Origin of the sequence: Actinomadura rugatobispora (genome assembly GCF_042656285.1) — a bacterium.
In the GTDB taxonomy this organism is placed as follows: Bacteria; Actinomycetota; Actinomycetes; order Streptosporangiales; family Streptosporangiaceae; genus Spirillospora; species Spirillospora rugatobispora.
Genome location: NZ_JBHSON010000079.1, coordinates 15,935 through 28,675 on the forward strand (window position 1 = coordinate 15,935; position 12,741 = coordinate 28,675).

The following is a 12,741-nucleotide window of genomic DNA, read 5'->3' on the forward strand; positions in this document are numbered from 1 at the left end:
CTGCGTTTTCCTTCCCTCGTTGCGGATCATGCTCAGGTCACCGACATTACTCTTGTGGCCCCGGGGCCGTGGCGCCAGGGCGCTCGGTATTTCGGCCTAGGACCCGGCCGGGCCGGGCCCCGTGACTGGTTTCACCGAACGGGGGCGAGATATGCCGGTGGCGCTGAAGGCCGTGGCGGTCACGGGGGAGTCGATGCTGCCCGCGCTGCGGCCCGGTGACCTGCTGCTGGTACGGGTCGGGCGGCGGCGGGTGCGGGCCGGGGACGTCGTCGTGGCCCGCCATCCGGACCGGCCCGGGCTGCTGCTGGTGAAGCGGGCGGGGCACCGCGACGGCGAGGGGTGGTGGCTGGAGAGCGACAACCAGCGCGCGGCCGGCCGGCAGGACAGCTGGGATTTCGGCGCCGTCCCGGACCGGCTGGTGCTGGGACGGGTCGTGGCGCGCTACTGGCCGCCGTCGCGGGTGGCGGTGTTCCCGGCGGGGCGGTCGGCGGCGCGGTGACCGGCCCCCACCGCCTCGGTCACCCTGGGCTGGGGCGGGGGATCGGCGGCGGCCACGCCGGTGCGGCCCGCGCAGCGGTCGGAGCAGTAGCGGCGGGAGCGGGCGGCGGTGGTGTCGAAGAACACCCGGCCGCAGCCCTCGGCGCGGCACACGCCGAGCCGGTCGATGCCCCGTTCGCCGACCCTGACGGCCAGGCCCATCGCGGCGCGCGCCGCGTACCGGTCGGGGACCGAGCCGCCCTCGTTGAGGTGCACGTGCCAGTCGTCGTCGTGCCGGGTGAGCTGGGGATGGACGGGATGCTGGATGAGCAGCGAGTTGAGGAGGTCGATCGCCTCCTCCTCGTCGCCCGCGCCGGCGGCGGCGAACACCGCCCGCAGTTGGGCGCGCAGGGCGCGCATCGTGTCGAGGTCGCGGTGGCCGACGCGGCCGGCGAGCTGGGGCCGCCGCGCCAGGAGGGCGTGCAGCCCGGCGAGGTCCCGCAGCGTGTCGCCGGAGCGGTCCTGGGTGTTGACGAGCTCGATGGCCAGGTCGGCGTAAGAGGCGAGGTCCACGAGCGAGCTCCTGACGGAGTCGACCTGATCGGACGAGTGGTACGAGTCATTCCCGTCTGACGAGTATTACACCCCGTGCGCCGGAGCGGCCGGGCAAATGGTCCGGCGGAATGTGAAATATTGTGCAGTAGAGATCGAGCCAAGCCGACAAATTCCTTGCCGTCCGGCGTTCCGGGCACAGTTTTCCCACCGGCCCCGGCCGCCGCGGTCCGGGAGACGGCTACGGCCCGTGTCCTCCCGGTCGGGGAGGCACGGGCCGCGTGTGGATCGGGGTCAGATCCGGTTGACGCCGTCCGCGCGGGCCTGCTCGGCCACGGCGGAGGTGACGGCGGGGGCGACCCGCTCGTCGAAGGGGCCGGGGATCACGTAGTCGGCGGTGAGGTCGTCGCCGACGATGCCGGCCAGCGCGTCCGCGGCGGCCAGCTTCATGCCCTCGGTGATGGAGTGCGCGCGCACCTGCATCGCGCCCTTGAAGATGCCGGGGAAGGCCAGCACGTTGTTGATCTGGTTGGGGAAGTCGCTGCGGCCGGTCGCGACCACCTGCGCGTGCCGCCGCGCCACGTCCGGGTGCACCTCGGGCGTGGGGTTGGACAGCGCGAACACGATCGCGCCGTCGGCCATGGTGGCGATCGAGGACTCCTGCACGGTGCTGCCGGAGAGTCCGATGAACACGTCGGCGCCGCGCAGCGCCTCTTCGGTGGAGCCCTGCAGGCCGGCCTTGTTGGTGTCGGCGGCCAGCGCCTCCTTGATCGGGTTGAGGCCGTCGCGGCCCCGGTAGATCAGGCCCTTGCTGTCGGAGACGGCGATGTCACCGATGCCGGCGTTGAGCAGGATCCGGGTCACGGCCACGCCGGAGGCGCCGGCGCCGGCGACCACGGCGCGCAGGTCCGACAGCGGGCGGCCGGTGAGCCGGGCGGCGTTCTTCAGCGCGGCGAGCGCGACGATCGCGGTGCCGTGCTGGTCGTCGTGGAAGACCGGAATGTCCAGCGCCGCGCGGAGCCGGTCCTCGATCTCGAAGCAGCGTGGAGCGCTGATGTCCTCGAGGTTGATGCCGCCGAAGCTGGGCGCGAGCCGGATGACGGTCTCGACGATCTCGTCGACGCCGGTGCAGTTGAGCGCGATCGGCACCGAGTCGACCCCGGCGAACTCCTTGAACAGCAGCGATTTGCCCTCCATGACCGGCATGGAGGCGGCCGGGCCGATGTCGCCCAGGCCGAGGACGGCGGTACCGTCGGTGACGACGGCGACGACCTTGGAGGTCCAGGTGTAGTCGTAGGCCAGCTCGGGGTTGTCGGCGATCGCGGTGCAGACCCGCGCGACGCCGGGGGTGTAGGCGAGGGAGAGATCGTCCTTGTCGCGCACCGGGATGGTGGAGCGGACTTCCAGCTTGCCGCCGCGGTGCAGCGGGAAGGCCGGATCGTCGTCGTACGAGTGCGGTTCGGTGGAATTGGGCTCTTCGGCCACAGCGACCCCTGTCAGTGACATGTGGATTTCGAACGATGCCGCCGCGGTGGTGTGGTCTGGTTGCCGTCCACCTGGTGGACATCTCGCGACGTACGGGGGTCACCCGTTGTCCGATTGTGCCACAGGCGCCCGGTCCCGCCCCTGGGCGGGGCCGGTGGCGGGGGTCACGTCGGTGACACTCTGTGCTGTTCGGTCATTACGGAGCGTGAGATGATCGAGGGGTGGGGCGATGACCCGAACATCCTTGTTGTCCGATTGTTTCGCACCCTTTATCCAGATCACGGCTGGTGTACGCGAAACTATGCACCGACCGACGGATCCGGACGGATCCACCTGAACCAGACGGAGGGGGACCTGTGATCACTGGTTCTCTGCGCCGCCGCGCCGTCGCGGCGGGCGCGCTCGTGCTGACGGGCGCCCTCGCCCTGTCGGCCTGCGGAGAGAAGAACGAGGGCACCGGGGCCGGCGGCACGATCACCCCATCGGGTGGCACCGACGCCCGGCTGGCGGGTCTGGTCCCCGCCGACATCAAGGCGGACGGCAAGATCGTCATCGGGACGGACTCCTCGTACGCCCCCAACGAGTTCCTCGACACCGACGGCAAGACCGTCATCGGCTGGGACAAGGAGCTGTTCGACGCGGTCGCCACCAAGCTCGGGCTCAAGACCGAGTGGGTGAGCTCCAAGTTCGACGACATCATCCCGGGCGTGCAGTCCGGCAAGTACGAGGCCGGGGTGTCCTCGTTCACCATCAACCCCGAGCGCAAGCAGCAGGTCCTGATGGTGAGCTACTTCAACGCCGGCACCCAGTGGGCCACCAAGAAGGGCAACCCGGGCGGCGTCCAGCCCGACAACGCCTGCGGCAAGAAGGTGGCCGTCCAGAAGGGCACCGTGCAGGTCGAGGACGTGGAGAAGAAGTCCAAGGCGTGCACGGACGCGGGCAAGCCCGCGATCACCATCGACCAGTACCAGGGGCAGGACCAGGCCACCGCCGCGGTCGTGTCCGGCAAGGACGACGCCGGCCTGGCCGACTCGCCGATCATCGCCTACGCGGTGAAGCAGACCAACGGCCAGCTGGAGCTGCTCGGCGACATCTACGACGCCGCCCCGTACGGGTACGTCTTGAAGAAGGACCAGACCCAGCTCGGGCAGGCCGTCTCGGAGGCCACCAAGGCGCTCATGCAGGACGGCACGTACAAGAAGATCCTGGAGAAGTGGAACGTCCAGGCGGGCGCCCTCAACGACTCGGCAGTGAACCCCTGATCCCATGACCCACACAACCGAGGACCTCTCGGCGCCGCGGGCACGGCCGGAGACCATCACGGCCGTGCCCGTCCGGCACCCGGGGCGCTGGGTGGCGGTGGCGGTCATCGCGGTGCTCGCCGCGATGTTCGTCAACATGCTGGTGACGAACGAGAAGTTCCAGTGGTCGTTCATCGTCGACAACGCCTTCCGGCCCAACATCGTCCGCGGCGTCTACACCACGATCGCGCTGACCGTGCTGGCCATGCTGATCGGCGTGGTCATGGGCGTGGTGCTGGCGGTGATGCGGCTGTCGCCCAACCCGGTGCTCAGCGGCGTCGCCTGGCTCTACACCTGGTTCTTCCGGGCGGTGCCGCGGCTGGTGCTGGCGATCCTGTTCGGCAACATGGGGATCCTGTACGCCGAGTACCACGTGGGCGGGATCCCGTTCGCCGGGGTGTTCAGCGACCTGCTGGGCGTCAACCTCGAGGGGACGCTGTTCACCCTGGACGCGCGGACCCTGCTGACCGGCTTCATGGCGGGCCTGCTCGCCCTGGCGCTGTCCGAGGCGGCCTACATGGCCGAGATCGTCCGCGCCGGGATCATGTCGGTCGACCCCGGGCAGGGTGAGGCGGCGTCGGCGCTGGGCATGTCCCGGTTCCAGACGATGCGCCGGGTGGTGCTCCCGCAGGCGATGCGGGTGATCATCCCGCCGACCGGCAACGAGACCATCGCGATGCTGAAGGACACCTCGCTGGTCGCCTTCGTCCCGGTCAGCAACGAGCTGTTCTTCCAGCTCCAGGCCGTCGGCAACCGCACCTTCCAGGTGTTCCCGATGCTGGTGGCCGCGTGCGTCTGGTACCTGGTCCTGACCAGCTTCCTGCTGGTCGGGCAGTACTACATCGAGCGCCACTTCTCCCGCGGGGCGGCGGCGACCGGCAGACCGCGGCGGCGCGACCGCGCGCGCACCGCCCCGGCCGGTACGGGGCCCGCCGAGGGCGGCCCCGATCTCCGGAAGGACGAGGGGGAGGACCGATGAGCGAACCGTCCGCCGGCGGCGCCGACACCGTCGAGGTCCAGGACGACTTCATGGTGCGGGCCGAGAACATCCACAAGAGCTTCGGGCGCCTGGAAGTACTCAGGGGCATCGACCTGGAGGTGCGGCCGGGCGAGGTGATGTGCGTCATCGGCCCGTCCGGCTCCGGCAAGTCGACCTTCCTGCGCTGCATCAACCACCTGGAGAAGATCGACGCCGGGCGGCTGTGGGTGGCCGGCCACCTGGTCGGCTACCGGCAGAAGGGCGACAAGCTCTACGAGCTGCGCGACCGCGAGGTCGCCGCCCAGCGCCGCGAGATCGGCATGGTCTTCCAGCGCTTCAACCTCTTCCCCCACATGACGGCGCTGGAGAACGTCATGGAGGCGCCCTGCCGGGTCAAGCGCGAACCCAAGACGCAGGTCCGCGAGCGGGCGCTGAAGCTGATGGACCGGGTCGGCCTGGCCGACAAGGTCCGCAGCTACCCGGCGCAGCTGTCGGGCGGCCAGCAGCAGCGCGTCGCCATCGCCCGTGCCCTGGCCATGCAGCCCAAGCTGATGCTCTTCGACGAGCCCACCTCCGCGCTCGACCCCGAACTGGTCGGCGAGGTCCTGGAGGTCATGAAGCAGCTCGCCCTGGACGGCATGACCATGGTCGTCGTCACCCACGAGATCGGATTCGCCCGCGAGGTCGGCGACTCCCTGGTCTTCATGGACGGCGGCGTGATCGTCGAGCAGGGCCCGCCCCGCGAGGTCCTGGCCAACCCCCGGCACCCCCGCACCCAGGACTTCCTGTCCAAGGTCCTGTGACCCGGGCGACCCCGGTCTCGGGCGGCAGGCGGGCCGCGGACTAGGGTGCGGTCATGTTCGCTGTCACGGCTACGCAATTCGACGCAGACAATCCGCTGAACGGCCTGACGCTCGGCGAGCGGCCCGAACCGGAGGTCCCCGAAGGGTGGACCACCGTCACGGTGAAGGCCACCGCCCTCAACCACCACGACCTGTGGTCGCTGAAGGGCGTGGGGCTGCGCGCCGAACAGCTCCCGATCACCCTCGGCTGCGACGCCGCCGGAGTGGACGAGGACGGCAACGAGGTCATCGTCCACTCCGTCATCGGCGACCCCGCGCGCGGCGGCGGCGACGAGACCCTCGACCCCAAGCGGTCCCTGCTGTCGGAGAGCCACGACGGCACCTTCGCCGAACGCGTCGCCGTACCCCGCCGCAACCTGGTGCCCAAGCCCGCCGAACTGTCGTTCGCCGAGGCCGCCTGCCTGCCCACCGCCTGGCTCACCGCCTACCGGATGCTGTTCGACAAGGCCGGCCTCCAGCCCGGCTCGACCGTCCTGGTCCAGGGCGCCGGCGGCGGCGTCGCCACCGCGCTGATCGCCCTCGGCTCCGCCGCCGGCTACCGGGTCTGGGCCACCAGCCGCAGCGAGTCCAAGCGCAAGCGCGCCCTCGAACTCGGCGCCGACGCCGCCTTCGAATCCGGCGCCCGGCTCCCCGAACGCGTCGACGCCGTCATGGAGACCGTCGGCCAGGCCACCTGGTCGCACTCCCTGAAGTCGCTGCGCCCCGGCGGCCGCATCGTGATCTCCGGCGCCACCAGCGGCCAGGTCCCCCCGGCCGAGCTCAACCGGGTCTTCTTCCTCCAGCTTTCGGTCGTCGGCTCCACCATGGGCACCCGCGACCAGCTCGAACGCCTCGCCCGCTTCCTGGTCAAGAGCGGCACCCGCCCGGTCGTCGACCGCACCCTGCCCCTGGCCGAGGCCCGCGACGGCTTCGCCGCCATGAACGAGGGCGAGCTCTTCGGCAAGATCGTCTTCGCCGTGTAGGCGTGCGGTCAGTCCTGGCGGAAGATCTCGTCGCGCAGGCGGGTGTGGGTCTCCTCGAGGAGGGCCTGGACGGCGGTCAGGTCGTCGTCGTCCAGGCGGGAGTCCTTCGCCGCCGCGCGCACGTCGTCCACGAAGGTGCGCAGCATCCGCTCCACCTTGAGGCGGTTCACGTCATGCCGCGACCCCGTCGCGGTCTTCCACGCCTCCTCCCAGGTGTGCCGCCACTCGTCCCGCCACGCCTGGCTCTGCTCCCGCCAGTGGTCCTTCTGCCGCTCCCACTCCTCCTTCTGGCGGTCCGTGGTCTCCCGCCAGGCCTCCTTGGACGCGGTACGGCTCTGATCGCGCATGGTCTTGGCGGCCTGGGTCAGCTCCTCGCGCAGCGACCGCACCGTCTGCCGCACGTCCTGCTGGACCTCCCGGGCGAACTCCTGGGCCGACGCGGAGATCTCCTCCTCCAGATCGGCCAGCTCGTCCATCCGCCGCTCCAGCTCCTCCCGGCCCTTGTCGGTCAGGGAGTACACCTTCTTGCCCTTGATCACCTCATGGCTGACCAGGCCCTCCGACTCCAGCCGCGCCAGCCGCGGATAGATCGTGCCGGGCGAGGGCGAGTACACCCCGAGGAACCGGTCCTGCAGCAGCCGGATCACCTCGTACCCGTGCCGCGGGCTCTCCTCCAGCAGCTTCAGCAGGTACAGGCGCAGGCGGCCATGACCGAATACGGGGCTCAACTCACTTCTCCATTCCGGGATCGAAGGCGCCGGCCCCGCCGTCCCCCGCCCGACCGAGCAGGGCGACACCGCCCGACACCGTGTTGACCGACAGCCGGCCCGAACCGTCCCCGAGCTTGCCGGTGACGCTCCTGGTCACCGCCCGCTCCTCGCGGCCCAGCTCGGGGAACGACGTCTCGATCCGCCCCGCCGCCGAGTGCAGCGCCACCTGCGCCCCGGCCGACTCCGGGATCCGCAGCGCCACCTCGCCCGAGACCGTGTTCACCTCGATCCGGCCGCCCCCCGCCAGATCGACGTCCGCGGCGATGCGCCCGCTGACCGTCCGGGCCGCCAGCGTATCGATGTCACCGCCGGCCAGGGCCAGATCGCCCGACACCGAGGTGAACGACACCCGGCCGTCCAGGCCCTGCGCCTCGATCGCCCCGGACACCGTGTTCGCGTCGATGGCACCGGTCACCCCGTCCAGCGTCACATCCCCGGCACCGCTCCGGATCGACGTGCGCGCCGTCATCCCCGTGATCACCGCGTCCGCGGACACCAGGTTGAGCGTGACCGGGCAGTCGCGCGGCACCGTCACCGTGATCGCGGCCCGCGCCCTGTGCGTGCGCAGCCACGTGAGCACGCCCTCCCACAACCGCTCATGGGTGATCGTCAGCATCCCGGCCTCATGGCCCACCACCAGCGGCGGCCCCTCCACGTCCCCGACCAGCACCGAGGGCCGGTCATCGGAGGCCAGCACCGAGACGCTGCCCGCGATGAGGGTGGCCTTCAACGCCACCACGCCGTCGAAATCGAGGGTGGCCGGTTCGTCGACAGTCCAACGCACCACTTTCTCCCTCTAGTCGTTTCATTGTGGGGGGCGACCCCCCACGCCCCCCGGCGGGCCGCGCACCCCTCCAGTCGCTGGCGCTCCTTACGGGGCACCCGGCCCTTGGCAGGGGGCTCCGCCCCCCGCACCCCCCCGCTGGGGCTTCGCCCCTAGCCCCCGATTCCTGGGGGCTTCGCCCCCTTGCCCCCGGGTGGGGGTGGGGCGGAGTGGTTCGGTGCGGGGTTCTGCTTTCAGTACACACGATATGTCGCGTTTTTGGGAAGTCAAGATGTATCGCGTTTCGGGGTGGGCCGGGGGCGGGTGGAAAGCGATCAGGGGGCCGGGTCGAACCCGGCCCCCTGATCTCCTACTCCTCTTCGTCCTCGTCCAGGCGGGCGAGCCAGGTCGCCAGGCGCTCGACGGGGATCTCGAAGTCGGGGTTCAGATCGACGAACTCGCGCAGCCGCTCGGCCAGCCAGCCCAGGCTGACCTCTTCTCCGCCGCGGCGGTCGGCCAGTTCCTCGATCCCCCGATCGGTGAAGTACATGTCGCGTGGTCTCTCATCGATTCCGGTTCCCGGACGCTTGTCCGGGGGTGTGGGGGCGGAGCCCCTGCCGGGGGGTGTGGGGGGCCGGCCCCCCACCGGGGCGGGTGTGCCCTGGAGCGAGCCCCCAGGCGAGCGGACGGGTGCGCCCGCCCCGCCTGGGGGTCTGGGGGGTGGCCCCCCAGATGAACACAGCTACTGCCCGAAGATGCGGGTGAGCAGGGCTTCCTGTTCGGCCTGGTGGAGCTTGGCCGAGCCCACGGCGGGGGACGAGGAGGCGGGGCGGGAGATCCGCTTCATCGCCAGGCCCTCAATGTGGTGGGAGAGCTTGAGCGCCATGAACGGCCAGGCGCCCATGTTGGCGGGCTCGTCCTGGACCCACAGGATCTCGGTGCCGGACGGGTACTTGGCCAGCTCGGCCTTGATCTCGTCGACGGGCGGCGGGTAGAGCCGCTCGACCCGCACGATGGCGGTGTCGGTGACGCCGCGCTCCTTACGGGCGTTCACCACGTCGTAGTAGATCTTGCCGGTGGTGAGGAGCACCCGCCGGACGCCGGACGGGTCGATCGCCGGGTCGGTGTCGGGGATCACCGGCTGGAACGCGCCGTCGGTGATCTCGGCGACCGGGGAGGCGGCGGCCTTGAGGCGCAGCAGGGACTTGGGCGTGAACACGACGAGCGGCTTGGCGCGGCCGGACAGCACCTGCCAGCGCAGCAGGTGGAAGTAGTTGGCCGGGGTCGTCGGGTAGACGACCGTCATGTTGTCCTGGGCGCACAGCTGCAGGTAGCGCTCGATGCGGGCGGACGAGTGGTCCGGCCCCTGGCCCTCGTAGCCGTGCGGCAGCAGCAGCACGACGCCGGAGCGCTGGCCCCACTTCTGCTCGCCGGAGGAGATGTACTCGTCCACGATCGACTGGGCGCCGTTGGCGAAGTCGCCGAACTGGGCCTCCCAGGCGACGAGCGCGTCGGGGCGGGTCATGGAGTAGCCGTACTCGAAGCCCATCGCCGCGTACTCGCTGAGCAGCGAGTCGTGCACGTAGAACTTCGACACGCCCTGCCCGAACTGCTTGAGCGGGGTGTACTCCTCGCCGGTCTTGCGGTCGACGAGGACGGCGTGCCGCTGGCCGAAGGTGCCGCGGCGGCTGTCCTGGCCGACGAGCCGGACCGGGCGGCCGTCGATCAGCAGGGAGCCGAAGGCCAGCAGTTCGCCGGTGGCCCAGTCGATCGCGTCGTCCTCGACCGACTGCACGCGGCGCTGCAGGATCGGCTGGAGCCGCGGGTGGACGTTGAAGCCCTCCGGCAGGCTGAGCTGCGACTCGATGATGCGCTTGACCGTCTCGGCGCTGATCGCGGTGCCGGCCGAGCCGTGGTCGATCGGGATGCGCTCCTCGACGTCCGGCTTGACGACCGCGCCCGGCTCCAGGGGCTTCTTGGTGGCCTCGCGGGTCTCGGTGAACGCCCGCTCCAGCTGCAGCTGGTAGTCGCGCAGCGAGGCCTCGGCCTCCTCGACGGTGATGTCGCCGCGGCCGATCAGCGCCTCGGTGTAGAGCTTGCGGACCGAGCGCTTGGCGTCGATCAGGTCGTACATCAGCGGCTGGGTGAACGAGGGGTTCTCGCCCTCGTTGTGGCCGCGCCGCCGGTAGCAGACCATGTCGATGACGACGTCCTTCTTGAACGTCTGCCGGTACTCGAAGGCGAGCCGGGCGACCCGGGCGCAGGCCTCGGGGTCGTCGCCGTTGACGTGGAAGATGGGTGCCTGGATCATCCGGGCCACGTCGGTGGAGTAGACGCTGGAGCGCGAGTACTCGGGCGCGGTGGTGAACCCGACCTGGTTGTTGATGATCACGTGCACGGTGCCGCCGGTGCGGTAGCCGCGCAGCTGGGAGAGGTTGAGGGTCTCGGCGACCACGCCCTGCCCGGCGAACGCGGCGTCGCCGTGGATCAGGATGGGCAGCACGCTGAACCCGGCCTCGCCGACGTCCAGGAGGTCCTGCTTGGCGCGGACCACGCCCTCCAGGACCGGGTCGACGGTCTCCAGGTGGGACGGGTTGGCGACCAGCTCGCAGTGGATCTTGGAGCCGTCCTCGGCGACGAAGTCGCCCTCGGCGCCCAGGTGGTACTTGACGTCGCCGGAGCCCTGGGCGCTGCGCGGGTCGAGGTTGCCCTCGAACTCGCCGAAGATCTGCCCGTAGGACTTGCCGACGATGTTGGCGAGCACGTTCAGCCGGCCGCGGTGGGCCATGCCGATGACGACCTCGTCCAGGTGCGCCTTGGCGGAGGCGGAGATCACCGAGTCGAGCAGCGGGATGACCGACTCGCCGCCCTCCAGCGAGAACCGCTTCTGGCCGACGAACTTGGTCTGCAGGAACGTCTCGAACGCCTCGGCGCTGTTGAGGCGGCGCAGCACGTGCAGCTGCTCCTCGCGCGACGGCTTGTCGTGCGGGACCTCGACGCGCTCCTGGATCCAGGCGCGCTCCTCGGGGTCCTGGATGTGCATGTACTCGATGCCGACGGTGCGGCAGTAGGCCATCCGGAGCACGCCCAGGATGTCGCGCAGCTTCATGGTCGGCTTGCCGCCGAACCCGCCGGTGGCGAACTCGCGCTCCAGGTCCCACAGGGTGAGGCCGTGCTGGAGGATGTCGAGGTCGGGGTGGCGGCGCTGCTTGTACTCCAGCGGGTCGGTGTCGGCCATCAGGTGGCCGCGGACCCGGTAGGCGTGGATCAGCTCGTGGACGCGGGCGACCTTGGCGACGTCCTCCTCGTGGGTGGCGGAGATGTCCTTCACCCAGCGGACCGGCTCGTACGGGATCCGCAGCGCCTCGAAGATCTCGTCGTAGAAGCCGTCCTCGCCCAGCAGCAGCTGGTTGATGCGGCGCAGGAAGTCGCCGGACTGCGCGCCCTGGATGATCCGGTGGTCGTAGGTGGAGGTCAGCGTCATGACCTTGCTGATCCCCATCCGCGACAGCGTCTCGGCGGAGGCGCCGGCGAACTCGGCCGGGTACTCCATCGCGCCGACGCCGATGATGGTGCCCTGGCCGGGCATCAGCCGCGGCACGGAGTGGACCGTGCCGATGGTGCCCGGGTTGGTCAGGCTGATCGTGGTGCCCTGGAAGTCGTCCAGGGTGAGCTTGTTGCCGCGGGCCTTGCGGACGATCTCCTCGTAGGCCGCCCAGAACTGGCGGAAGTCGAGGCTGTCGGCGGCCTTGATGCTCGGCACCACCAGCTGCCGCTGCCCGTCGGCCTTCTGCAGGTCGATGGCCAGGCCGAAGTTGACGTGCTCGGGCTTGATCAGCACCGGCTTGCCGTCGACCTCGGTGTAGGCGGCGTTCATCTCCGGCATCGCCGCCAGCGCCCGCACGATCGCGAAGCCGATCAGGTGCGTGAACGACACCTTCCCGCCGCGGCCGCGCTTGAGGTGGTTGTTGATGACGATGCGGTTGTCGATCAGCAGCTTGGCCGCGACGGCCCGCACGCTGGTCGCGGTCGGCACCGCCAGGCTGGCCTCCATGTTGGTGGCCGTCCGGGCCGCCACGCCGCGCAGCCGCACCTCCTCGGCGCCCGCGGGGACGGGCGGCGGGGCGGGCTTGGCGGCCGCCTTGCCGCCGGCCGGCTTGGCGGCGGGCGCCGGGGCCTGGGGGGCCTTGGGCGCCGCGGGAGGCGCCTGCGGTGTCGGCGGAGCAGCCGCGGTGCCGTTGGCGGCCGAGCCGCCCGGGGCCTGGGGGACCGCCGGAGAGGCGGGGGTCGCGGCGGGCCGGGTTTCCGGCTGGTAGTCCGCGAAGAAGTTCCACCAGGCCTCGTCAACCGAGTTGGGGTCTTCGAGGTACTTCTGGTACAGCTCGTCGACCAGCCACTCGTTGGCACCGAAGTCTGTCATCTTGGGGTCGGCACTTGATTGCGCTGACTCTGTCGACACGGCGGAGATCGCCCTCTTCCGCAGCTCGCAGGTGAGTTCTGAGACGAGTCAAGGCTACTCGCACTTGCACCTCACCCATGCACATGATGGGCGACCTCCGCCGGAGACCGGCCGAAACGGCCGAACCTGC

At 70.6% G+C, this 12,741-nt stretch carries 11 protein-coding genes; 5 read left to right on the plus strand and 6 right to left on the minus strand.

The genetic code is table 11. The annotated features are described in order from the left end of the window. Nucleotides 1–151: 151 nt before the first annotated feature. Nucleotides 152–499, plus strand: coding sequence for a nickel-type superoxide dismutase maturation protease (sodX, locus tag ACFPZN_RS41040; protein WP_378287994.1), 348 nt, complete (start codon nucleotides 152–154; stop codon nucleotides 497–499). On the opposite strand, the gene ACFPZN_RS41045 is transcribed toward sodX, so the two are convergent. Together ACFPZN_RS41045 and ACFPZN_RS41050 are read right to left on the minus strand one after the other, a co-directional pair. Beyond that, entirely contained in the window at nucleotides 442–1,050 is a 609-nt protein-coding gene (locus tag ACFPZN_RS41045) for a CGNR zinc finger domain-containing protein (protein ID WP_378287995.1), read from the minus strand. The two genes, sodX and ACFPZN_RS41045, sit on opposite strands and share 58 nt — an antisense overlap. Nucleotides 1,051–1,323: 273 nt before the next feature. Beyond that, on the minus strand, nucleotides 1,324–2,535 hold the full coding sequence (locus ACFPZN_RS41050) for an NAD(P)-dependent malic enzyme (RefSeq protein ID WP_378287996.1): 1,212 nt from the start codon (nucleotides 2,533–2,535) through the stop codon (nucleotides 1,324–1,326). Nucleotides 2,536–2,870: 335 nt separating this feature from the next. Between ACFPZN_RS41050 and ACFPZN_RS41055 the strand changes: the two genes are divergently transcribed. The 4 genes from ACFPZN_RS41055 to ACFPZN_RS41070 are packed head-to-tail and all read left to right on the plus strand — an operon-like array spanning nucleotide 2,871 to nucleotide 6,619. After that, a complete protein-coding gene (locus ACFPZN_RS41055) occupies nucleotides 2,871–3,776 on the plus strand; it encodes an ABC transporter substrate-binding protein (RefSeq protein WP_378287997.1) in 906 nt (301 codons plus the stop codon). A gap of 4 nt (nucleotides 3,777–3,780) precedes the next feature. Beyond that, nucleotides 3,781–4,794 carry an amino acid ABC transporter permease gene (locus ACFPZN_RS41060; protein ID WP_378287998.1) on the plus strand — a complete coding sequence of 338 codons (1,014 nt, stop codon included), beginning with the start codon at nucleotides 3,781–3,783 and terminating at the stop codon, nucleotides 4,792–4,794. Then, the gene (locus ACFPZN_RS41065; protein WP_378287999.1) at nucleotides 4,791–5,597 is read left to right on the plus strand and encodes an amino acid ABC transporter ATP-binding protein; all 807 of its coding nucleotides are present in this window, start codon (nucleotides 4,791–4,793) and stop codon (nucleotides 5,595–5,597) included. The genes ACFPZN_RS41060 and ACFPZN_RS41065 overlap by 4 nt, the downstream gene beginning before the upstream one ends. A 53-nt stretch (nucleotides 5,598–5,650) precedes the next feature. After that, complete coding sequence (locus ACFPZN_RS41070) at nucleotides 5,651–6,619, plus strand: zinc-binding dehydrogenase (protein WP_378288000.1); 969 nt, start codon at nucleotides 5,651–5,653, stop codon at nucleotides 6,617–6,619. An 8-nt stretch (nucleotides 6,620–6,627) separates the two neighbouring features. Here ACFPZN_RS41070 and ACFPZN_RS41075 read toward each other — a convergent pair whose 3' ends face one another. The 4 genes from ACFPZN_RS41075 to ACFPZN_RS41090 all read right to left on the minus strand — a co-directional run bounded on the left by ACFPZN_RS41075 (nucleotide 6,628) and on the right by ACFPZN_RS41090 (nucleotide 12,611). Next, nucleotides 6,628–7,347, minus strand: coding sequence for a PadR family transcriptional regulator (locus ACFPZN_RS41075; protein ID WP_378288001.1), 720 nt, complete (start codon nucleotides 7,345–7,347; stop codon nucleotides 6,628–6,630). 1 nt (nucleotide 7,348) lies between these two features. Continuing rightward, complete coding sequence (locus tag ACFPZN_RS41080) at nucleotides 7,349–8,173, minus strand: DUF4097 family beta strand repeat-containing protein (RefSeq protein ID WP_378288002.1); 825 nt, start codon at nucleotides 8,171–8,173, stop codon at nucleotides 7,349–7,351. Nucleotides 8,174–8,522: 349 nt separating this feature from the next. Continuing rightward, nucleotides 8,523–8,702 carry a DUF6104 family protein gene (locus tag ACFPZN_RS41085; RefSeq protein ID WP_378288003.1) on the minus strand — a complete coding sequence of 60 codons (180 nt, stop codon included), beginning with the start codon at nucleotides 8,700–8,702 and terminating at the stop codon, nucleotides 8,523–8,525. A 192-nt stretch (nucleotides 8,703–8,894) separates the two neighbouring features. Further along, nucleotides 8,895–12,611 carry a multifunctional oxoglutarate decarboxylase/oxoglutarate dehydrogenase thiamine pyrophosphate-binding subunit/dihydrolipoyllysine-residue succinyltransferase subunit gene (locus ACFPZN_RS41090; RefSeq protein WP_378288004.1) on the minus strand — a complete coding sequence of 1,239 codons (3,717 nt, stop codon included), beginning with the start codon at nucleotides 12,609–12,611 and terminating at the stop codon, nucleotides 8,895–8,897. Nucleotides 12,612–12,741 lie beyond the last annotated feature (130 nt).